22 protein-coding genes are annotated in these 22,192 nt (G+C 43.2%); 7 read left to right on the forward strand and 15 right to left on the reverse strand.

The annotated features are described in order from the left end of the window. Positions 1 to 69 precede the first annotated feature (69 nt). The 3 genes from ACZ424_RS07495 to ACZ424_RS07505 are packed head-to-tail and all read left to right on the forward strand — an operon-like array spanning position 70 to position 3,607. Positions 70 to 786, forward strand: coding sequence for an OmpA family protein (locus ACZ424_RS07495; protein WP_464905226.1), 717 nt, complete (start codon positions 70 to 72; stop codon positions 784 to 786). Between the two features lie 3 nt (positions 787 to 789). Next, positions 790 to 2,277: a TackOD1 domain-containing metal-binding protein gene (locus tag ACZ424_RS07500; RefSeq protein WP_464904357.1), complete on the forward strand. Its 1,488-nt coding sequence runs from the start codon at positions 790 to 792 to the stop codon at positions 2,275 to 2,277. Between the two features lies 1 nt (position 2,278). Then, positions 2,279 to 3,607, forward strand: coding sequence for a glycosyltransferase family 2 protein (locus tag ACZ424_RS07505; protein WP_464904358.1), 1,329 nt, complete (start codon positions 2,279 to 2,281; stop codon positions 3,605 to 3,607). Here the strand turns inward: ACZ424_RS07505 and ACZ424_RS07510 are convergent. The 5 genes from ACZ424_RS07510 to ACZ424_RS07530 form a co-directional block, all read right to left on the reverse strand. Then, on the reverse strand, positions 3,604 to 4,563 hold the full coding sequence (locus ACZ424_RS07510) for an SDR family NAD(P)-dependent oxidoreductase (RefSeq protein ID WP_464904359.1): 960 nt from the start codon (positions 4,561 to 4,563) through the stop codon (positions 3,604 to 3,606). The two genes, ACZ424_RS07505 and ACZ424_RS07510, sit on opposite strands and share 4 nt — an antisense overlap. Continuing rightward, complete coding sequence (locus ACZ424_RS07515) at positions 4,564 to 5,124, reverse strand: macro domain-containing protein (protein WP_464904360.1); 561 nt, start codon at positions 5,122 to 5,124, stop codon at positions 4,564 to 4,566. Positions 5,125 to 5,223: 99 nt separating this feature from the next. Beyond that, on the reverse strand, positions 5,224 to 5,943 hold the full coding sequence (locus ACZ424_RS07520; protein ID WP_464904361.1) for a 16S rRNA (uracil(1498)-N(3))-methyltransferase: 720 nt from the start codon (positions 5,941 to 5,943) through the stop codon (positions 5,224 to 5,226). Further along, positions 5,944 to 8,409: an ATP-dependent Clp protease ATP-binding subunit gene (locus tag ACZ424_RS07525; protein WP_464904362.1), complete on the reverse strand. Its 2,466-nt coding sequence runs from the start codon at positions 8,407 to 8,409 to the stop codon at positions 5,944 to 5,946. An 11-nt stretch (positions 8,410 to 8,420) separates the two neighbouring features. Then, positions 8,421 to 9,101 carry an ABC transporter ATP-binding protein gene (locus ACZ424_RS07530; RefSeq protein ID WP_464904363.1) on the reverse strand — a complete coding sequence of 227 codons (681 nt, stop codon included), beginning with the start codon at positions 9,099 to 9,101 and terminating at the stop codon, positions 8,421 to 8,423. A gap of 26 nt (positions 9,102 to 9,127) precedes the next feature. Between ACZ424_RS07530 and ACZ424_RS07535 the strand changes: the two genes are divergently transcribed. Genes ACZ424_RS07535 through ccsB form a run of 4 tightly spaced genes read left to right on the forward strand, consistent with a single transcriptional unit; the run spans position 9,128 to position 14,058 of the window. Continuing rightward, a complete protein-coding gene (locus ACZ424_RS07535) occupies positions 9,128 to 10,573 on the forward strand; it encodes an HD domain-containing protein (protein ID WP_464904364.1) in 1,446 nt (481 codons plus the stop codon). Then, positions 10,551 to 11,681 (forward strand): amidohydrolase family protein, encoded by a 1,131-nt coding sequence (locus ACZ424_RS07540; protein WP_464904365.1) that lies wholly within the window; start codon positions 10,551 to 10,553, stop codon positions 11,679 to 11,681. The genes ACZ424_RS07535 and ACZ424_RS07540 overlap by 23 nt, the downstream gene beginning before the upstream one ends. Positions 11,682 to 11,725: 44 nt before the next feature. After that, complete coding sequence (gene resB / locus ACZ424_RS07545) at positions 11,726 to 13,054, forward strand: cytochrome c biogenesis protein ResB (RefSeq protein WP_464904366.1); 1,329 nt, start codon at positions 11,726 to 11,728, stop codon at positions 13,052 to 13,054. Beyond that, positions 13,051 to 14,058, forward strand: a complete 1,008-nt coding sequence (gene ccsB / locus ACZ424_RS07550) for a c-type cytochrome biogenesis protein CcsB (protein WP_464904367.1) — start codon at positions 13,051 to 13,053, stop codon at positions 14,056 to 14,058. Before resB ends, ccsB begins: the two co-directional genes overlap by 4 nt. A gap of 26 nt (positions 14,059 to 14,084) precedes the next feature. Here ccsB and gltA read toward each other — a convergent pair whose 3' ends face one another. From gltA to leuD, 10 genes are read right to left on the reverse strand one after another with little or no spacing between them, the layout of a single operon-like run. Beyond that, positions 14,085 to 15,482 carry an NADPH-dependent glutamate synthase gene (gltA, locus tag ACZ424_RS07555; RefSeq protein WP_464904368.1) on the reverse strand — a complete coding sequence of 466 codons (1,398 nt, stop codon included), beginning with the start codon at positions 15,480 to 15,482 and terminating at the stop codon, positions 14,085 to 14,087. A 2-nt stretch (positions 15,483 to 15,484) separates the two neighbouring features. Then, positions 15,485 to 16,330, reverse strand: coding sequence for a sulfide/dihydroorotate dehydrogenase-like FAD/NAD-binding protein (locus tag ACZ424_RS07560; RefSeq protein WP_464904369.1), 846 nt, complete (start codon positions 16,328 to 16,330; stop codon positions 15,485 to 15,487). 54 nt (positions 16,331 to 16,384) lie between these two features. After that, entirely contained in the window at positions 16,385 to 17,401 is a 1,017-nt protein-coding gene (locus ACZ424_RS07565; RefSeq protein WP_464904370.1) for a murein hydrolase activator EnvC family protein, read from the reverse strand. Then, positions 17,376 to 17,654, reverse strand: coding sequence for an acylphosphatase (locus tag ACZ424_RS07570; RefSeq protein ID WP_464904371.1), 279 nt, complete (start codon positions 17,652 to 17,654; stop codon positions 17,376 to 17,378). The genes ACZ424_RS07565 and ACZ424_RS07570 overlap by 26 nt, the downstream gene beginning before the upstream one ends. Next, positions 17,645 to 18,388 carry a patatin-like phospholipase family protein gene (locus ACZ424_RS07575; RefSeq protein WP_464904372.1) on the reverse strand — a complete coding sequence of 248 codons (744 nt, stop codon included), beginning with the start codon at positions 18,386 to 18,388 and terminating at the stop codon, positions 17,645 to 17,647. Before ACZ424_RS07575 ends, ACZ424_RS07570 begins: the two co-directional genes overlap by 10 nt. Then, positions 18,389 to 19,081, reverse strand: a complete 693-nt coding sequence (locus ACZ424_RS07580; protein WP_464904373.1) for a metal-dependent hydrolase — start codon at positions 19,079 to 19,081, stop codon at positions 18,389 to 18,391. Positions 19,082 to 19,091: 10 nt separating this feature from the next. Then, complete coding sequence (locus ACZ424_RS07585; RefSeq protein WP_464904374.1) at positions 19,092 to 19,454, reverse strand: roadblock/LC7 domain-containing protein; 363 nt, start codon at positions 19,452 to 19,454, stop codon at positions 19,092 to 19,094. 8 nt (positions 19,455 to 19,462) lie between these two features. Further along, entirely contained in the window at positions 19,463 to 20,479 is a 1,017-nt protein-coding gene (locus ACZ424_RS07590; RefSeq protein ID WP_464904375.1) for an aspartate-semialdehyde dehydrogenase, read from the reverse strand. Between the two features lie 8 nt (positions 20,480 to 20,487). After that, complete coding sequence (leuB, locus tag ACZ424_RS07595; RefSeq protein ID WP_464904376.1) at positions 20,488 to 21,567, reverse strand: 3-isopropylmalate dehydrogenase; 1,080 nt, start codon at positions 21,565 to 21,567, stop codon at positions 20,488 to 20,490. Position 21,568: 1 nt separating this feature from the next. Continuing rightward, positions 21,569 to 22,078 (reverse strand): 3-isopropylmalate dehydratase small subunit, encoded by a 510-nt coding sequence (gene leuD / locus ACZ424_RS07600; RefSeq protein ID WP_464904377.1) that lies wholly within the window; start codon positions 22,076 to 22,078, stop codon positions 21,569 to 21,571. Positions 22,079 to 22,192 lie beyond the last annotated feature (114 nt).

A 22,192-nucleotide genomic window follows, 5' to 3' on the forward strand; every position in this document is an offset into this window, starting at 1 on the left:
AAAAGAGAACACTTGTTCTTCCCGTTCGGATAAGGATTTCTTCTGAAAAGGAGGTGAGAAAACTTGTTTATGAGGATATGCCTGTTACTGTTGTTTTTGGTAAGTAGTTCTTTTGCTCAAGAAGTGGAGGTTTCATACAAACTGATTCCAAATAAAGGAGCTATTTACAGGAGGGCAGATGTTGTTGTTTCCTGTAACTTCCCAGTAGAGGGAAGTAGAAAAATAAATAACTACACATTAGAAGTTAGCAGATCTGGACAGGGAGTAAACGTTACCGTCTCTTTCCGTGGAAAAGGAATTCATCTTTATCAACCGCTAAAGAAGGGACAAAGTCTTGATTCTGCAATGCTGAGTAAGGTAAATATCCTTACGGGAGAAACCGTTGAGAACCAACCTATTAAGTTTAGGAATGGTAAAATATATGTAAACTCTTTAGACGATAGGTTCGTTTACCGGCTTTCATACACTGTTTTAGACGGCTCAGCTGTGAAAAGGTTGATTCCTCCTCAAGTGGAACTGATAGGTTCATCTGAAGCTGAGGAAAAAAAAGAACATAAGGTCTTAAAAATAAAGATTCCTGTATTTTTTTCCTCCGGTTCATACTCCCTGTCAGAAAAGGAAAAACTAGTTTTAAATGAGTTGAAGAACTTTTTAAAGAGTGGGTACTGCTCTGTAAAGGTTATCGGTTATGCAGATGGTACAGCTATCGTTAAATCAAAAGTTTCTTCAAATGAAATTCTTGCTAAGTTGAGGGCAATGGCCGTGAAAAATTACTTGGAGAGGTAGTAAATGGGAGAAATGTTACCTGTAATAGTTTATGATGGCTTTCCAAGCTGTATGATAGTTAAAGAATCTTTTAATATTTTAGAATCTCCATTTGAGCTTCAGGGCTTTTTTAAAAACTTTGACGAACTAATTCTGTCTCCTTCAGTAGAAGAAGCGTTAATCACTATGGATAAGGAAGATTTGTTTACTAAACCTCATTTTTTTTACATATTTTCAGATAATGACAAGTTTTTACAAGAGCAAGTTTTATCGGTGAGAAAAAATCCCTCTTCTGTTCTTTCGCCTCTTTTTATCAATGTTAATCTTTATACCGATGTTGCGGAAGTTGTTGATGGTGTCTTCAAGGGTTTCTCAGAAGTTATGGTTAATAAGAGTTTGGAAATCTGGGAAATCCTCAATAGGTTTGACCCCAATCCCTATGCTTTTACCTTGCCAGAGAACAAGAGGATAAACTATATTAGATTCTTAGTATCAAGGAAATGGGAGGAAGAAAGACCAGTTCTACATAAAGATTCTATCAAAGGTTTCTTCTATCCAAAGGCTTTTTACCTCTTTTCTTCGGCAGAGAAGGGAATGGAGCTTGATGAACTTGAAAACTTGAAACTCCATAAGATATTAACCTCTGAGATTTCAAATAAGACTTCACTATGTCCTTTCTGTGAACACTACAACATAATATTTAGGGAAGTTTGCCCTTCCTGTGGCTCCGTTAGGATTAAATTGGTTGAGTTTATTCACCACTACTCGTGTGGTTACATAGGTCCTGTAGATGAGTTTATAAAGGGAGATAAATTTGTCTGTCCAAAATGCCACGAGGAACTCAAGCATATAGGCGTAGACTACGATAAACCTTTGGAGAAGTATTTATGTGAAGACTGTAAGGCTCGCTTCCTTGAACCAGACATTGACGTTCTCTGTGCCAACTGCAAAAGGAACTTTACGCCGGAGGAAGTAAAGTCTGAGTTTATTCACAAGTTTTTCTTAACTTCTTTCGGAAAACTTGTAGCCTTTGAGGGTAAACTGCCCCTTAACGTATTTGAGGAAGTAACTGTTTCTTTAGGAGTTATAAACTACAACGCTTTTACCTACGTACTTGATAAGTTTTTGAATATTGCGGGAAGATACAATAGTAATTTCTGCGTTCTCGGTATATTTTTCTCCGTTTCAAGTGAAGCAATTACAGAACTTCCCCTTAAGGTTAGAGTTTTCCTGAAAGATTTAATATCTATTATTAAGGATAATATAAGGCGTTCTGATATATTGGGAGCTTCTGAAGAAAAGTATATCTTCATTCTTCTTCCAGAAACTCCTCCAGAAGGGGCTGAGAAGGTCAAAGATAGAATTTATAGTCAGATAACTAACCTCCTAAAGAAGAATAAGCTTACGGATTTTGTTAAATTTAATTTGAATTTGAAATGTGTTCCTTCAGGAGAAAAGTTCTCAACTGCTCAGGAACTCTTAAAGGCATTAGTTGAGGAATTAGAGGTTTAAGTTGGGAATTTTAGTATCTTATTTTCATGCAGTTTATGTCTATTTAAGTAACATTATTAACAACACAACTCTACTTGAAAAAATAATACTAGTTTTACCTTACTTAACTTTTGATTTTCCATTTGCTATAGGGATAGTGGTTTTTTTAACTCTTAAGTATTATTTTGGTTTTTTTAAAAAGAGAACTGCTAATTATATACCGCGAGTGACAACTATAATCACTGCCTACTCCGAGGGAAGGGATATAAGAAAGTCTGTAGAATCAATTCTTAATCAGGATTACAAAGGGCAAATTGATATTATAATTGTTGTTGACGGCGCAAAAAGGAATAAGGAAACTTATGAATATGCAAAAAGATATGAGGGAGTTTATCCAGAAAAAAGAAGGAAAGTTCTAATAATTCCAAAGTGGGAAAGAGGAGGACGCGCTTCTTCTTTAAACCTGGGTCTTAAATATGCTGAAGGAGAGATTGTAATGGCCTTAGACGGAGATACTTCCTACGATACTGATATGGTCCGAAAGGCCGTTTCTCACTTTTGGAATAAGAACGTGGTTGCTGTGTCTGGAAACCTGAGAATAAGGAACTGGAACAAGACCTTAGTTACGAGATTTCAGGCTATAGAGTATGCTATATCTATATATATGGCTAAGCAGCTGCTGGATATATTTGGTCTATTAAACAACGTTTCCGGAGCATTTGGTATCTTTAGAACCGACTTCTTAAAGTCTATAGGCGGTTGGGATGCTGGAACTGCCGAGGACTTAGACCTTACACTTAGAATAAAGAAGTATAAATCAGTGTATCCCAAGGTAAGGTTCGGATTTGCTGAGGATGCAATAGGGCTAACAGACGGCCCAGAGACATGGAAAGGAATTCTTAAACAGAGGCAAAGGTGGGATGGGGATTTAGTCTACCTGTTTTTCAAGAAGCATACATTTGTCTTTAATCCACTAATTACCGGATGGAAAGAGGCTATCTACCTTTATTACGTAACTATCTTCCAACAGTTCATACTGCCTGTCTTTGTCATACTCTACTACGCTGCTCTCTTTATGAAGTTCACCATCATTGAAGTTTCAGTAATAGTCACTTTTATCTACCTTATATACGCACTTCATACCTTTGTCTTAATGTTATTCTTTGTTGTTGTAGTTTCTGAAAGGAAAAAGTGGGATGTAAAACTTCTTCCCTACACACTTCTCTACCCAATTTATGGATTTGTTCTGAGGATGAACGCTCTTTATGCCTATGTAGATGAAATATTCTTTGATGCTCACAGGAGGACCAGTTATGTTCCTCCTTGGGTTGCTAAAAAAACGAAATTTTAATTCACTGAATTGTAGCAATTTACAAACCAATAGAATGTTCTTTCAATGCCTTTCTTTAAGGAAAAGACGGAAAAATAGCCTAACTGCTCTATCTTTGATATGTCCGCTACAGACCTTCTGATGTCTCCCTCACGGGAAGGTAGGTATCTAACCGGCGGTATTTTTCCGGCTACCTCTTTTAGTGTTTTAAGTAGATCTAAAAGGGAGGTCTCTTTCCCTGTTCCTACGTTGAATACCTCTCCGTTTGTTCTTTCATCTTTCTCTGCGATGAGGAGGGCTTTAACTACGTCTTTTACATAGACAAAGTCTCTGGTCTGTCTCCCGTCGCCAAATATGTCTATGGTTACCTTCTCTCCTTTAAGGTAACGGGCAGTCCTATCCATAAAGATAGATATCACTCCGGAGTAGGGAGATGAAGGGTCTTGTCTCTCTCCGTAGACGTTGAAAAACCTTAAGGCTGTTGCTTTTAGACCGTAAAGGTGAAAGCTGTTGACTACGTAGCGTTCAGATGCGTATTTGTCAACGCCGTATGGCGTTAAGGGTTTAACTGCCATCTCCTCTTTTTTGGGGAGCTCCGGCAGATCCCCGTAAACGGCGGCAGACGAGGCGAAGACAAACTTACCTACTCTTGCTCTCTTTGACTCCTCCAAAAGGTATAGAGTCCCGTCAAAGTTAACTTTGTGGGTCGCTTCAGGCTCCTCTACAGATTTAAATACCGAGGCTACGGCTGCAAGGTGGAAAACTGTATCAAACTTGTAAGAGTCAAACAGGTTTTTAAGGAGCTCCCTGTCAGTTATTGAGCCTTTTATAAAGGTCAAGTTCTCACTCTCTGGCAGGTTTTCAACCTTTCCCGTAGAGAGGTCATCTACTACGATAACTTTTCTTCCCTCTTTCAGGAGCTCCTCTACAAGGTGGGACCCGATAAATCCAGCTCCTCCAGTTACAAGCGTTGCCATCTAATCCTCCTGAAACTTCAACAAGTGTTTTTTAAAAAGATTCGTTGTCTCATCATCTATTGCCGTTAGGTGAACCTCTTTAAGAGGTGTTTTTTCTCTCTCTTTCAAGAAATTAATCACTTCGTCAACTATAACTTTCGTTCCTTCATCCTTCGGATAACCGAATATGCCCGTGCTTATTGCCGGCAAGGAAACAGAACTGACGCCTAACTCTTCTGCAACTTTTAGTGCCGACCTTACGGCACTTCTCAGTTTTCTCTCTTCGTCTCTCTCTCCCCAAACAGGACCAACGGCGTGAATTACGAACTTGGCTTTAAGATTACCTCCGGTTGTCCACACGGCACTTCCAACGGGGATGGCTCCCCTTTCCTTTACTATCCTGTCACTCTCTTCTTGAATTACCTTTCCCCCTTTCCTAACTATCGCTCCTGCAACTCCTCCACCGTGTTTAAGGAGGCTGTTCGCTGCGTTTACTATCGCTTCCGTGTCTTCTTCTGTTATGTCTTCCTGAACAACCTTAACCGTTTTTCCGTTTATTTTCAGTTCGGCAAGGATTTTCACCCTCTCCTCCTTGAATTCCTTTCAATGGGGAATTAGATTATTAGTAATTCCTAATTCGGCACCTCCCCATCCCTCCGGGAACTCTTCCCGGAGACTTTCTTACCCCAAATCTCCCCAGATGAACTGTATAAGTGCCATTCCTGCTATTGCAGCCGTTTCAGCCCTTAAGATCCTCTTTCCCAAGTATATCGGCTTGAATCCTTTCTCTTTTAGGAGCTCTATCTCTTCCTTTTCAAGTCCCCCTTCTGGGCCTACGACGAAAGATACCGAGTTTGCCGAGTAGCTCTGGTAGTCTTTCAGGGATTTCCCTCCCTTTTCCCACAGAACGAAGGAAAGGTCGGCGTTGGTCTCTATTTCAGGGAGTTTTATAGGTTCTTTAATGTAAGGCAGAACGTTTCTTCCACACTGTTTTGCTGCGTTAACAGTTATCTCTCTCCAGCGCCTCAGTTTTCCTTCCCAGTTCTTTACAAGTTGGGCGTTTGAAGACCTGTTACAGATAACGGGAACGATTTCTGTAACTCCTAACTCAGTAGCCTTTTGGAGTGCCAGCTCAAACTTCTGGAGTTTGTTCGTTATTCCCATAAAGAGGGTTGAGTGGAGAGGGCTGTCCCTGTTTACGTTTATCTCCTCTAAGATTTTTACCTTAACGGAGGTGGGAGAGGCAGCGTCTATAACGGCTAAATACTCCTTCCCTTCTCCGTCAAAGACGATTATCTCGTCCCCCTTTTTGAGCCTAAGAACTTTAAGGGCGTGGCGGGCCTCCTGACCCCTCAGGAAGGCCTCGCCGTTCTTTACGCCGTCTATCTTGAAGCGCCTCATTTACTTAACTCCGGTTGTTTCCTTGTTCTTCCTTTTCCTCTTCTCGCGAACAGAGATTTTCCCTTTAGGAGTTATGTCAAAGACGACTTCTCCACCTTCTGTAAAGCGTCCCATGAGTATCTCGTCTGTCAGTCTGTCTTCTATGAGGGACTGGAGAGCTCTCCTTATCGTTCTTGCTCCGTACTCTTTCTTAAACTCTTTCTCTACAACGTATTCAACGAACTTGTTTGTAACGTGAACTTTGAGGTTTCTCTCTTTAAGCTCCTGGTTAAGCCTTTCAACCTGTTTCCTGACAATTTCTTTAACGTCCTCTTTTGTAAGTGGGTGAAAGACGATTATTCCATCTAACCTGTTGAGGAATTCAGGTTTGAAGAACCTCTTAACCTCGTCTAAAACGTGGGACTTCATCCTTTCAAAGGAGCGCTCTTCCTCTTTTCCGTCTGAGACTTCAAATCCCATTCCCCTCTGGGCTGAGAGTAGGTGTTTAGCACCTAAGTTGCTGGTCATTATCAGGATTGTGTTTGTAAATGAGACAGTTCTTCCCTGCCCATCTGTAAGCCTTCCGTCCTCCATTATTTGGAGGAGGATGTTTAAAACGTCGGGGTGAGCCTTTTCTATCTCGTCAAGGAGGATAACGGTGTAAGGCCTTCTCCTCACGGCCTCTGTGAGTTGTCCACCTTCGTCGTATCCGACGTATCCTGGAGGAGCTCCAATCAGCCTTGAAACGGCATGTTTCTCCATGTACTCAGACATGTCAAGCCTTACCATCGCCTTCTCGTCGCCGAACAGGTATTCGGCAAGGGCTTTTGCAAGTTCCGTTTTACCTACTCCTGTAGGTCCCAAGAAGAGGAAGCTGCCTATAGGCCTATTTACATTTGCCCTGATTCCGAGCCTTGACCTCTTAATGGCCTTGGCAACGGCTTTAACGGCCTCTTCCTGACCTACAACCCTTCTGTGGAGTTCCGTTTCAAGCTTTAATAGTTTCTCAGCCTCTTTCTCCTGAAGCTGTTGAACAGGAATGCCCGTCCAGAGGGCTACGATCTCTTCTACTCTTTTTTCGTCAATAACTATCTTCTCTGAAGACTGTTTTAACTTCTCCTGACGACGGATTTCCTCAAGCTCTGTCAACAGCCTCAGCTCTTTCTGCTTATACTCGTGGGCTTTTTCGTATTCTGCCATTGCAAGGGCTTCTTCTTTCATAGCCTTAACTTTCTCTATCTCTTCCTCAAGGGCTTTAACCTTGTCGTTCTTCTCTGCAGACTGGAGCTGAGCCTTTGCTCCAGCCTCGTCTATTATGTCTATGGCCTTGTCTGGCAGTTTCCTGTCGTTGATATACCTTACGGCAAGCTTTACTGCCCTTTCTATGGCCTCGTCTGTGATAATAACGTTGTGGAACTCCTCAAACTTGCTCTTGAGCCCTTTAAGGATCTCTATCGTATCCTCAATGGAGGGCTCTTCAACCATTACAGGCTGAAACCTCCTCTCAAGAGCTCCATCTTTTTCTATGTACTTCCTGTACTCCTCTATGGTTGTTGCTCCAATTACCTGAATTTCTCCCCTTGAGAGGGAAGGTTTAAGAATGTTTGAAGCGTCCATTGAGCCCTCTGCCGCTCCTGCTCCAACGAGGGTATGTATTTCGTCAATAAACAGAATAACGTCTTTATTGTTCTCAAGCTCTTTAACTATGGCCTTTAACCTCTCCTCAAACTGACCTCTATACTTCGTTCCAGCTATGAGTGACGCCATGTCTAAGGAGACGATTCTCTTGTTCTTGAGCTTTTCAGGAACTTCCCCTTTTGCTATTTTCAGAGCAAGTCCCTCAACGATTGCCGTTTTTCCGACTCCCGGCTCTCCAATCAGCACTGGGTTGTTCTTCCTGCGCCTTGCGAGGATGTGGGTAACCCTCTCTATCTCCTTCTCCCTTCCAATAACCGGGTCAAGCTTTTCTTCCCTTGCAAGTTCCGTTAGGTCGCGGCCAAACTTGTCAAGGTTGGGAGTGGAGCTCTTCTTAGAAGACTTTCTCTCGCTGTTTATACCTTTGAGGAGGTTTGCAACTTCTCTACGAAGCGTGTAGTGGTCAAGTCCGTAGCTCCTGAGGATTCTGCCGGCAAGACCGAGTTTTTCCTTTGCAAGTGCTATAAACAGGTGCTCAGGACCAACGTAGGCGTGTCCTAATATCTTTGACTCCTCAAGGGCGTGTTCAAGAACTCTTCTTGCCTCTGTAGAGAACGTAATTGTGTTTATGTCAACCTCGTAAGGGGCAGGCTGAACTTGGGAAATGATTATTTCTTGAATTCTCGGTTTCGAAATGTTGTATTTTGAGAGTATCTGGTTAGTAATTTCGTCCTCTTTAAGGAGTGAGAGGAGAATGTGCTCCGTTCCAAGCTTTTCACACCTCAGTGCTACTGCCTGTTCTTTGGCCTTTATAATTACTTGTCTTGCCTTTTGGGTAAACCTTTCAAACATACACGCTCCTTCTATTGGGTTTTGTTTAAGATAACTCCGTCCTTTATAAAGTATACGTTATCTGCATAAGTTTCCAGCTCGCTGTTGTGGGTGGCTATCAGGAATGTGGTTCCGGTTTCCCGGTTTAGCCGTTTCATCGTTGAGATGACTGAGTGGGAGCTCTGTGAATCCAGGTTTCCGGTAGGCTCATCTGCAAGGACAATCTCAGGTTCGGTTACAAGAGCTCTGGCGATTGCAGTTCTCTGCTTCTCACCTCCTGAAATCTCAAACGGTCTGTGAGATAATCTATGTTCTAAGCCGACGGATTTCAACACCCTTTCGGCTCTTTTCCTTGCCTTTCTTTCAGGAGTTCCCCTTATAAGTAGGGGGACCATCACGTTTTCAACAACTGTTAACTCGTTTATAAGGTAGTGAAACTGGAAGACAAATCCAACTTTCCTGTTCCTAAGGATGGCCAACTCCTTATCGTTAAGCTTGAAAACGTCTTCTCCCCTGTATAAAACTCTTCCTTCTGTAGGTCTGTCAAGGGTTCCCAGTATGTGGAGGAGGGTTGACTTTCCAGAGCCTGAAGCTCCCATCAAGAGGGAGAACTCGCCCTGCTTTAGTGATAGGTCAACTCCTTTAAGGGCTACAACTTCGTCGCTTTCAGTTTTGTAAACTTTAACTACCTTTTCTGCCCTGAGGATTTCCAAATGCCACCTCCTTTGGAGAGAAAAATATGGAAAAGAGGGTTCACAAGCTAACCTTTTACCATCCTAAGCTTGAGAGGATATCGGACTGTTTAGAAGGGGGATACGTTGTAGGGGGCTTCGTTAGAGACAGGCTTTTAGGTGTTAGGAAGGAGAGCGTTGATATAGATGTTGCCGTTCCAGAGCCTAAATCCGTTGTGGAGTGCGTAGAGAGGGAGCTCTCTGTAAAACCCTTCTCCTTTGAAAGGGTAAAGACGGTTTATTCTTTTGTTGGAAAGGGGTTTAGGGTTGATATCTCCGGAATTTCAGGGAGCTCCATAGAGGAAGACCTGAAAAAGAGGGACTTCACTATAAACGCCATTGCCGTAGATGTTAGGGAGCTCTTCCTACCCTTCAACGACGATGCCCTCCTTATAGACCCAACCGGAGGTTTTGAGGACCTCCAGAAGGGAATTATCAGGCCTGTTTACAGTAGAGCTCTCTCAGACGACCCTGTAAGGATTTTAAGGGGGGCAAGGTTTAAGTTAGAGCTTGAGTTTGAATACCACTCCTCTTTCGTCGCTCAGGCTGTAGAGTGTAGCCGGCTTTTAGAGGGAGCTCCCGCCGAAAGGGTAAGGGACGAGCTCGTTGAAGTTTTAAAAAGGGACGACTTTTACGTATTTCTCAGGGAGCTTGACTCTTTGGGAGCCCTTTACCCCGTTTTTAAGGAGGTTGAAGGTGTAGAGAAAATTCCTCCTTCAGGATTTCATCAGTTTAACCTTAAAGAGCACACTTTAAGGTGTGTAGAACTCCTTGAGACCTACGCTCTTCCTAAGAGAGAAGAGATTTTGGAAGAGTATGGAGAAAAAGTCGGAAGTGAGGAGTTTTTTCCGGGGTTTACTGACAGGGAGTGCTTAAAGCTTTCTGCCCTTTACCACGACGTTGGAAAACCCGGGACTGTAGAGGAGAAGAATGGTAAGCTCACGTTCTACGGTCACGATAAGTTAGGAGCAGAAATTGTTAAGGGAGCTCTCTTAAGGCTCTCTTTCGGGAAAAAGGCTTCCAAAATGGCCTACACCTGCGTGAGGCACCACTTGAGACCCTTTTTCCTCTACGACCTGTTTAAGAAGGGGGAGCTTTCAGACAGGGCAGTTTACAGGTTTTTTAAAGATGTAGGGACATACGCCTTTCACCTTCTACTCCTCTCTGTAGCAGACTTTGGGGCGACTTCTGATGAGTGTTACAGGGAGCTCCCCTCTTACGAGGTTTTCCTGAGAAAACTTGTTTCCTTTTACAGGGAAAGGCTTGAGAACCTAAAGCCCCTTCTTACAGGAGAGGAGATAATGGAAGTAAAGGGTATAAAGAAACCCAACCGATGCGTGGGAGTTTTCAAAGAGAAACTTTTGGAGCTCCAGGCCCTCGGTAAGATAAGGACAAAAGAAGAGGCCTTAAAGGCCGTTAGAGGTTTCAGTTGTGAGAATAGTCATAAACAGTAGTTGGGTTGTTAAGCCTAACGGGGAGGTCTTAAAAAACTGCTGGGTTGTAGTTGAGAACGGTTTAGTTTCAGGCTACTACAGGAAACTTCCGGAAGGGAACTTCAACAGAGTTGAATACCTTTCCGGTTACCTGTATCCGCCTTTTGTAAATGCCCATACTCACCTTGAACTGTCCCTCCTTTCGTTTAACCCAGACTCCTTCCCTTCTTTCTTTGACTGGCTCCTTTGGATAATAGGTAAGAGAGGCCTTTTTACTGAAAATGAGGTAGTTAAAGCCCTCTCTGTCGCTGAAAGTGAACTTAACTCCTCAGGAGTTGGTTACGTAGGTGATATATCCTCTTTCGGTCTATCTTCAAACTTTCAGTTTAAAAAGGTTAGAGTAAAAGCCTTCAGAGAGTTTATAGGAAAGAGTTTCAACCCAGAAGACTTTAATCCACCTGTTTCGGCTCACTCCGTTTACTCCGTCTCCTTTGAGGCTTTAAAAACAATAGCCGAAGACAGCCTTAGAAGAGGATACAAGTTTCAGATCCACCTTGGAGAGACCTATCAGGAACAGCTCTTTGTTAGGTGTAAACAGAACCTTTTTGAGGATATTATCTACCCGTTTATAGGAAGGAAGCGCTACGACAGAGTCTGCTCTGAGGACTTGATTGACTACCTGAGAAAGACGGGAGCTCTTAACGAAAACCTAATAGCTGTTCATTGTACGAACCTTTCAGAGAGAGAGCTTGACTCACTAACAGAGGCCGGAGCTTCCATCGTTCTCTGCCCCCGCAGTAACGTCCACCTGAAGGTCGGTTTTCCTAAGGTTGAACACCTTTTAGGCTACGAGAAGCTCTCTTTAGCAACAGACGGACTGAGCTCAAACCTAAATCTCTCTGTCGTTGATGAACTTAAAGCTGTTTACTATTCACTCCATGGAAAGGTGAGTGTGAGGGAGCTCTTTCCCCTGATAACTACCTCTGCTGCAAAAGCTCTTGGGCTTGAAGACTACGGCAGAGAAGCTCTCTTCTCTTTCTTACCTTCTGAAACTCCGGAGTTGGACCCGTTTTCTGCTCTTCTTAAAGCCAAAAGTTTTAAACTCCTTGACTATACAGGGGCCCTTTGATTTAATTACTTGAGTGCGAAAAACACAGACAGCAAGGAGACACAATGTTTAAAGTCCTCTACGACATTTTCAGTTCAGTAAAACTTGCCATCGTTCTCCTTCTTACCTTGGCTGTAACTTCAATCGTAGGAACGATTATTGAACAGCAGCAGGATCCAGAAAAGTATCTGAGAGAGTATGGCGAAACGAGCTATAAAATTCTCAAGTTTTTAGGTTTCACAGACGTTTATCACTCCTGGTGGTATATTGCCCTCTTAACACTCCTTGCTCTTAACCTGATAGTCTGTTCAATTAAGCGCCTTCCGAAGATCTGGAAAGTTGCAATGGAACCTCGGAAAACTCTTCCTCCGGGTTATGAGAAAGGACTTAGGATTTCTAACTCAATAACACTTCAAGCACAACTTGGGGATATAAAAGAGAAATTAGTAGAAGCTCTTAAAAAGCTTAGGTATAAAGTAGAGGTTTCAAAACAGGAAGAGTTGGAAATTCACATTTTTGCAGACAAGAACGTCTTCGCGAGATTTGGCGTTTACATAGTTCACCTCGGTGTTTTAATCGTTCTAATAGGAGGGCTTACAACAGCCATTTTCGGTTTTAGGGGTTACATGAACTTGGCTGAAGGAACTTCCAGCAATTTAGTAAGTTTCTTCTCAGGGCCTAAAATAGTAGAGCTTCCGTTCTACGTAAAGTGCAACAAGTTCAAGATAGACTTCTACCCGTCAGGAATGCCTAAGGCTTACATCTCAGACCTTTCAATTATTGAGAACGGCAAAGAGGTTTTAAGGAGAACGATTAAGGTTAACCACCCCTTAAAGTATGAAGGCATCTACTTTTATCAGGCCAGTTACGGCCAGGGAGAGGCGTTTCTCAGGGTAGTTTCTCCCAAAGGAGAGGAGATAGTTGGAGTCGCCTTCGGTCAGCCTATAAAACTCGGCAGAGGTACCTATCTTCGGATTGTCAGCATTGACGGAAACACTATGACAGTAGGAATAGAGTTTATCCAGAACGGAAAAGTTCAAGAGGGAGCTATAAAACCTTTTGTTCTCTACAAAGTTCCGGGAACGGACAAGTCCTTTGCTATGGTTGACTTTAAGCCTGTCTTCTATACCGGCCTTCAGGTTTCAAAAGATCCCGGAACTTGGATCGTTTGGCTGGGAAGTATAGTTCTTATTGGTGGTCTTATAGTTGCCTTCTTTATTCCCCATAAGCGGGTATGGGCAAGGCTTGAGAAGAAAGGGGAGGATAAGACAAGGCTCGTAATAGGAGGTCTTGCAAACAAAGGAATAGAGAGCCTTGCCAGGGAGCTTGAGGAGGTCTTAGGGGTGCTTAAGTCTTCATACTGTCAGAATACCCCTAAGGAGGAAAAGTCATGATTCACTCTGTAACGCTCTTTAACGCAGGAATGGTTGCATACTTCCTTGCGTTCCTTTTCTACACCATTTACACGTTTTCAAAGAGCAGCTGGTCTTCAAAGCTTGCTACCTTTTTCGCCTGGCTCGGAGTTATTGTTCAGGGAGCAGGGTTCATCGTTAGGGGAATAGAGAAGGCCAAAGTAAACATGGTTTCTGACTGGACGGCTTTTTACAAGTATGCTCCATTTACAAACATGTATGAATCCCTAATGCTCTTTGGATGGATGGCTGTGCTTATCTACCTTATTTTTGAGTGGAAATACAAAAACAAAGCCTTTGGAATGTTTGTAGTTCCCTTGGCCCTTGTTGGAGAGCTCTCCACCCAAATTTTAGGATTTAGCGAAGAAGCCCAGCCTTTAGTTCCGGCTCTCCAGAGTAACTGGCTCCTCTTCCACGTTGTAACAACCTTCATAGGCTATGCAGCGGCTGCTGTGAGTGCAGGGATTGCTTATGCTTACTTTGCAAAGAGAGACGATACAACCACCAAAGACTGGATAGTTATCTTCTTAACCACTTGGTTTATCTTCTTCTTTATCATCTATTCAGCCTTCAGAGAGAACTTCCTTCTCTACCTAGGCGTTTCAGCTGTAGTGGCAGCTCTGTTCTGTCTCTTCCTTTACGTAATAAAAAGAACAGGGATTGCAAACATACTCCCTTCAGTTGAGGCTATGGAACAGATGATGTATCAGTCTGTTGCCGTAGGTTTTGTTTTCCTGACTATAGGAATCATCCTTGGGGCAGTTTGGGCTAAGTACGCCTGGGGTGGTTATTGGTCTTGGGATCCGAAGGAAACTTGGTCTTTAATTACGTGGCTCGTTTATGCAGCATACCTTCATGCCCGCTACATTAAGGGGCTTAGAGGAAAACCCCTTGCCTACTTTACAATAGTTGGCTTCTTGAGCGTTATCTTTACCTATTACGGTGTAAACCTGATTATTCCCGGTCTTCACAGTTACGCCCAGTAGTTGAGCCGGCCAAGGGCCGGCTTAATTTAATTCTTCATACTTAGGTACTTGTGAATTCCTTTAGCTGCTCTTCTTCCGTCTCCCATTGCAACAATTACGGTAGAACCTCCCCTTATAACGTCTCCTCCTGCGAAAACTCCAGGAAGGTCTGTCATTAAGGTTTCCGGATCAACAACTATTTCTCCCTTCTTACCCCTCTTTATCTCTTTAACTCCATCTACAACTACCGGATTTGGTCCCTGTCCAATTGCCATTACTACAGAGTCAACTTCCATGAGGAACTCTGAACCGGGAACGGGAATCGGTTTTCTCCTTCCAGACTCGTCGGGCTCTCCTAACTCCATCTTCACACACTCAACTGCCTTTATCCAGCCGTTTTCACCTACAAACCTTACAGGATTGGTTAGCGTTTTAAAGATTACTCCTTCCTCTTCTGCGTGTCTTACCTCCTCAACCCTTGCAGGCATCTCCTCTTTTGAACGCCTGTAGATAACTATTACTTCTTCAACGTCTTTAAGCCTAAGGGCTGTTCTTGCCACGTCCATAGCAGTGTTTCCGCCCCCTATTACGGCTAAACGTTTTCCGGTAAATACCGGAGTATCCGATTCAGGGAATTTGTAAGCTGCCATAAACAGAACCCTTGTTAGGAACTCGTTTGCCGAGTAGACGCCGTTTAAGTTAAGGCCTTCTATGTTTAGCATGTAGGGAAGTCCAGCCCCTGAGCCGATGAAAACTGCGTCAAACTCCTCTAAAAGCTCGTAGATTGTTTTTGTTTTTCCTACTATGAAGTTTAACTCTATTTTGGCTCCCATGTCTTTAAGGAAGGAGAGCTCCCTCTCCACTATCTCGTTAGGAAGCCTGAATTCAGGTATTCCGTAGACTAAAACTCCACCAGGTTCGTGGAGAGCTTCAAATATCGTTACCTCGTATCCCATCTTCAGTAAATCGGCTGCACAGGCTATTCCAGCCGGCCCAGAGCCTACAATGGCAACCTTTTTGTTTCTCTTCTCCGTTATAACTATTTTCTCGTAACCAACAGAAGCCTCGTGGTCGCCGGCAAAGGCTTCAAGAGCTCCGATTGCTACCGGGTCTCCTACCTTTCCAACGACACAGGCTCCCTCACACTGAATTTCCTGTGGACAAACCCTTCCGCAGACAGAAGGGAGAATGTTCTCCTCTTTTATCTTCCTTGCAGCTTCAACGAACTTCCCTTCTTCTATCAGTTTTATGAACTGAGGTATAGGAACGTTAACGGGGCACGCTTTAACGCACGGGGAGTGTGGACACTGAAGGCACCTTTTCGCTTCTTCCATAGCCAGCTGAGGTGTATACCCTAACTTAACCTCTTTAAAGTCTTTTACTCTCTCCTTCGGGTCTCTTTCAGGAACAGGGACCCGTTTTTTGATTATCTCCCTCTTTGCCATACCTATCTCCCGTGACAGCTGCAGTGTTTTCTCTGGAATTCCCTCATAGCTTCTTCTTCTTTTTCTTTAAACATTCTGAGCCTGTTCATAAGCTCCTCAAAGTTAACCTGATGGGCATCAAACTCCGGTCCATCAACACAGGCAAACTTTACCTCCCCTCCGACTGTTACTCTACATGCTCCACACATTCCGGTTCCGTCGACCATTATGGGGTTTAGTGAGGCTACGGTTGGTATTCCGTATTCTCTGGTAAGGTCTGCAACTGCTTTCATCATAGGAACAGGGCCGGCACAGATAACCATGTCAACTTTCGTTTTAGAGTCTAAAAGGTTTTTAAGGGCATCTGTAACCAAACCTTTCATTCCGTATGAACCGTCATTTGTTGTTACTATTACCCTGTCGGCAAGGAGCTCCATCCTATCTTCCCAAAATATCAGCTCCTTTCTTCTAAAACCCATAATTACTGTTAGCTCGTTACCGACCTCTTTAACCCCTTGAGCTATGTGGTGAATGGGGGCAAGGCCTAACCCTCCTCCCACTGCAACAACGTGTCCCCACTTCTTTATGTGGGTAGGTTTTCCTAAGGGGCCTACAACGTCTCTTATAGAATTTCCTTCGTCAAAACAGGAAAGGTGGTAAGTGCTCTTTCCTACCCTCTGAACCATTAAAGTTATGGTTCCCGCTTCAGGGTCTTTATCTGCTATTGTTAGGGGAATTCTTTCACCTTTTGCGTTTATTCTGATTATTACAAACTGCCCCGGTTTTGCCTTTTTAGCTATTAGAGGAGCTTCAACGACAAACTCGTCAACGTTCTCTGCAAGTTCTCTCTTTTTTACTATTCTGAACAATTAACACCCCCCCTTTGAAACTTTTAATGTTTTATTATAAACCATTGTTAACAACTATTTAAGAACTTCAAGGGGCTGAATGTGGTAAGTTTTCCCGTTGTAAACTCTGCTTATGTCAAAATAGAGGCCGCTCTTTCCCCAAATGCCAGAAGTCCCGGCAGTTCCAATTACTTCTCCTCTCTTTACTAGCTGGTTGGGCTTTACAAATAACTTGTCAAGGTTTCCGTAAACGGTTCTGTATCCTTTAGGATGCTGAATAATTACCATGTTTCCAAAGGCTTTTAGAAGTTTGCTGTCTTTTCCAGCGAACTTTACGATTCCCGTTTCGGCGGCTTTTACGGGAGCTCCCGGACTGCTCACTATAAAGATTCCCGGATATCCGTCTTCTCTAATTGTTGGGTCTACTTTTCCGTCTAATGGAAACTTAAACTGTATCGGTCTGTTAAGCTTTAGAACGTCTTTGTAGCCAACCAGTATTTTGAGTCTCTCTCCAGGTCTGAGTATGTAGGGTCTCTTTAGTCCGTTTACCCTTATAATTGTTCTCGGTGAAACTTTAAACTTCTTCGCTATTTTTATGACAGAGTCTCCCCGTCTTACCCTGTAGTATTTGTAGACGGGAACTTTTGTTAAACCGTTAGGCACAAAAACCGGGTTGTTCTTTTTCTGATAGTTGGTTCTGTTTGTTGTAAGCTTTCCTTTAACCGGTATTTTGAGCTTTTGACCGGGATAGATAATGTTTTTCTTTAATCTGTTTAACCTTTTTATTTCAGAGACGGTTGTTTTGAATTTTTTTGCTATTTTTGCTAAAGTGTCTCCTCTCTTAACTCTATAAATAGTATAATTTCTTGTTATTTTCCTTTTTCTTTTAGTTTTTACAGGAATTTTTAACTTCTGGCCGACGTATATTCTGCTTCCTCTTAACCTGTTGGCCTTTTTTATCTCATTAACAGATACGTTGAACTTCTTCGCTATTTTAATGAGAGAATCTCCCTTTTTAACCCTGTAGTAAACTTCAGCGTTTGCTGAATACGTGATTAGAAGTAAGCTAATAAAGAATAGTAAAGCTCTCATACTCTCCCCGTGGTTCAGTAAACTTGTAATCAATGTCTGTTACCTTTGCGAAGAAAGGACCCTCCCAGAGTTTTGAGAGGAACTCCTTTAAAAGTTCTTCTTCGCCTTCAGCGTAAACTTCAACCCTTCCATCGGGTAGGTTTCTAACAAAACCTCTAAGCCCTAACTTGTTGGCGATATTTTTCGTAAAAGCTCTGTAACCTACTCCTTGAACTCTGCCGGATACAAACGTGTGTAAGCCCTTTATAGCCACTTCTCAAGCTCCTCAAGAGTTTTCTTGAACCCCAAATCTATTAAGTCTTCAAGCTTGGAGAAATCAAAAGGACTAAACGGAACTTGATGGTTAACTATGATATCACAGTAGTGGAGCCTCCAGCTTTGATTTTCTATTATGCTGGCTACTGAAGACCTTTCAAGGACGTCGGTTATAGAAGAGGGATTAAACTCGCTTGGAAGTGTGTTAACGTTTGAGCAGATGTTAACTTCAACTCCGGAAGATTTTGTTACTTCAGCAGGTAGGCAGTTTCTAACTCCGCCGTCTATGTAGGAGTTGTTTCCAACTTTCCAGGGGGCGAAAAGAGGAGGAATAGAACAGGAAGCTACTACCCAGTCTGCAGATGGTCCTTCTCTTTTTATTTCAAGCTTTAAAGTTTTTAGGTTAACAACTGCTGGAGCAAAGGGAATTTTAAGCTCTGTAAGGTCTGGGTTTCCTGTAAGTTCTACTAAGAGCGAGTAGAGTCCTTCAAGCTTGAAAAGTCCCCCTTTAAAGCAGGGTTTGGCCAGTTTCCTCCAGGAGAGCGTTTTTCCTATTTCTGTAATTTCCTTGAGAGAGAGTCCGTAGGCGTAGAGGAAACCGATGAGAGCTCCCACACTTGAGCCGGCTATGAACGACGGGCTAATTCCTTTATACTCAAGAGCTTTAAGAAAACCGATGTGGGCGGCTCCCTTTACGAAGCCACCCGAAAGTGTAACTCCGACTCTTTTCATTTAGAATTCTAACTCGTCTCCCGGGTTGAGAATCTGAACGTTTACTCCCCTTGCTTCTGCAAGCCTCTTGAACTCTTCAGGCTCGGCGTCAATTATGGGCCACGTTTTAAAGTGCATTGGAATTGCGATTTGTGGTTTTATGAGCTCAGCAGCTATTGCTGCGTCCCTTACGTCCATTGTAAAGTTTCCACCTATGGGGAGAAGGGCTGCAAAGACTTTCTCGTACCTTCCAAGGAACTCCATGTCTGCTATGAGGCCTGTATCGCCTGCATGGTAAATAGTTCTTCCCTCAACCTCAATCAGCATTCCGCAAGGGGTTCCGAGGGTTACTACTTGGTCGTTTTCTATGACGGAGCTCCCGTGGGCAGCCGGAACCAACTTTACCCTTCCGAAGGGGAAATGGTAGCTTCCTCCTATGTGCATTGCGTGGATGTTTTCAACTCCCTTGAGGTTACAGTACTGGCATACCTCAAAGATGCTGACGACGGTAGCTCCCGTTCTCTTTGATATCTCTATAGCATCTCCCAAGTGATCCCCGTGGCCATGGGTAACGAAGATGTAGTTAAGGTCTGTAAAGTCTTCGGGTTTTGCTATCTTCCACGGGTTTCCGCTTAAAAACGGGTCAATAAGGGCTCTTATCCCTTCGCCTTCAACGTAGAATGCAGAATGACCTAAATACCAAAGCTTTGCCATCTCTCCCCTCCTACAGAGCTTTTATCAGTTTAGGAATCCTTGACCTTAACTTAAACCTTGTTCTACCGTAAAGGGGAGTTTTCCTTGCAACGGCTATCAGGAACGTGTCGTTTACGAGCTTATACACAAATATTGCGTAGTTTTTAGAGAAAATTACTGTTTCTTCAAGACTTTCACTTTCTCCTGTTAAGTCTTGAAGAGTTTCATCGCAGCTCTTTACGGGGTTTACAAGCTGCGTTGCAAGTTCTTCTGAATCAAGGGATGCATCCTGTCCATCATACCTGTAAACGACTATTCCATCTTCATCAATAATTAATGCAGACTCAAGTTCAGGAATCTCTTCAACTAAGGATTTCAGTATCTCCTCGCTCATATATCCTCCTAAATAAGTCCCCTTTCAATGAGGAGCTCCGCTATTTGAACGGCGTTTAATGCCGCTCCCTTCCTTAAGTTGTCTCCAACTATCCAAAGGTTCAGACCGTTTTCTATTGTATCATCTTTTCTTATTCTGCCTACCAAAACGTCGTCTTTCCCTGCAACGTCAATTGGAGTCGGGTAGATAAAGTTCTCAAAGTCGTCCATTACAGTTACGCCGGGGGCCTTTTCCAAAGCCCTCTTAGCCTCTTCAACAGTTATAGGCTTTTCAAATTCAAGGTTAACAGACTCGGAGTGCCCTATGAAAACGGGAACCCGAACACAGGTTGGAGAAACCTTTATAGAGTCGTCGTGCATTATCTTCTTCGTCTCGTTAATCATCTTTATCTCTTCTCTCGTGTAGCCGCTGTCAAAAAACTTGTCTATGTGGGGAACGCAGTTAAATGCTATCTGCTTAGGAATCTTCTTAGGCGGTGGAACAGGTTTACCTTCAAGGACTGCTTTTGTCTGTTCTTTTAACTCCTCTATAGCCTGAGCTCCGGCTCCAGAAACCGCCTGATACGTTGAAACAACAACCCTCTTTATTTTTGCAATGTCGTGGAGGGGTTTTAAAACGACAACCATCTGAATCGTTGAGCAGTTTGGGTTTGCAATAATTCCCTTGTGCCAGTCAACGTCTTCAGGGTTTACTTCGGGAACTACCAAAGGAACGTCAGGCTCCATTCTGAATGCAGAGCTGTTGTCAATAACAACTGCTCCTCTTTTAACAGCTTCCGGAGCAAACTGTTTGCTCCTGTCTCCCCCTGCAGAGAAGAGGGCTATGTCAACTCCCTCAAAACTTTCAGGCTTCAGTTCTTCTACAGTTATTTCCTCTCCTTTGAACTTTACCTTCTTCCCTGCAGACCTTTTAGATGCAAGGGGAATAAGTTTTTTAACGGGAAAGTTCCTCTGTTCCAGAACTTTCATCATCTCCTGACCGACTGCACCTGTAGCACCTACAACGGCAACTGTGTAGCCCTTCATACCTTCCCTCACATAGACTTAATTTCTTCAGCTATCAGATCTCCCATCTCTTCCGTTGAGACCAACTTACAACCTTCGGAGTAGATGTCTTTAGTTCTGTATCCCTTTGCAAGAACGCTTCTAACTGCTCTGTCTATGGCTTCTTCAACTTCAGGCATGTTGAAGGAGTATGTAAACATCATTGCAGCAGAGTTTATTGTTGCTATCGGGTTGGCAATGTTCTGCCCGGCAATGTCTGGGGCAGAGCCGTGGATAGGTTCGTAAAGCCCTATCTTCCCTCCGATTGAGGCAGACGGAAGCATTCCTAAAGAGCCTGTAAGCATTGCACAGGCGTCTGAGAGAATGTCTCCAAAGATGTTGGTAGTAACTATAACGTCAAATTGCTTTGGCCACCTAATTATCTGCATTGCTGCATTATCAACATACATGTGGTTAAGCTCAACGTCTTCATACTCTTTGTGAACCTTCTCTACTACCTCTCTCCAGAGGACTGTTGCCTCTAAAACGTTTGCCTTATCTACACTTGTAACTTTCTTGTTTCTCTTCCTTGCAACTTCAAAGGCTACCCTTGCAATTCTTTCAACCTCGTGTTCGTAGTAGCGAAGAGTGTTTATTCCTACCCTTTCGTCTCCGTCAACGAAGATTCCTCTTGGAATTCCAAAGTAGATTCCGCTTGTAAGCTCCCTTACAACCATAATGTCAACGCCTTTAACAACTTCCGCCTTTAAGGTTGAAGCGTCAATCAGCTCATCGTAGAGCTTTGCAGGCCTTAGGTTTGCGAAGGCGTTGAGGAGTTTTCTCATTCCGAGGAGAGCTCTCTCCGGCCTTATCTCAAAAGGCAGATTGTCCCACTTAGGTCCTCCAACTGCTCCAAGGAGAACGGCGTCAGATGAGAGGATTATCTCTTTTGTCTCATCTGGGAAAGGCACTCCAAACTCATCTATTGCGGCTCCGCCGATAAGCCCGTATTTGTAGTTGAGCTTAACGTTGAACTTTTCTGAAACGGCGTCTAAAACCTTAACTGCCTGCTTTACTATTTCTGGTCCTATTCCGTCTCCGGGAAGGACTGCTATCGTAAACTCTTTCACTTTAACCCTCCTTTAGTCCCAACTTCTTCTTTGCGTATTCCATAAGTCCGCCGGCTTCCATTATTTGCCTTATATCTTCAGGGATTGGGTTCGCTTTAAACTCTTTCCCTTTTGTTACATTCTTAATTACTCCCGTTTCGGGGTTTATCTCAACGATGTCCCCCTCTTCAATTCCCTCAACAGCTTCAGGAGACTCAAAAATCGGAAGGCCTATGTTTATTGCGTTTCTGTAGAAGATCCTCGCAAAGGACTTTGCAATTACGGCTGAAACCCCTGCTGCTTTTATTGCTATTGGAGCGTGCTCTCTTGAAGAACCGCATCCGAAGTTTTTACCGGCAACGATTATGTCTCCGGGTTTAACTTTTTGAGGGAATTCGGGGTCTGCATCTTCCATAACGTGTTTTGCAAGCTCTTTCGGGTCTGACGTATTAAGATACCTTGCAGGAATTATCTCATCTGTGTTGATGTCGTCTCCAAACTTGAAAGCCCTTCCTTTAAACACTTCTGCCATTCTTCCTCCTTGTAGAAAACTTGTTTGCTGGAATTGTAAATCCTTAGGAAGGGCTATTCAAGGGAAGGGAGGAAAGCTTTTTAAATGAAATGCCGGAATTAAAAGTTTAGTGGA

This window comes from Thermovibrio ruber (assembly GCF_055380895.1).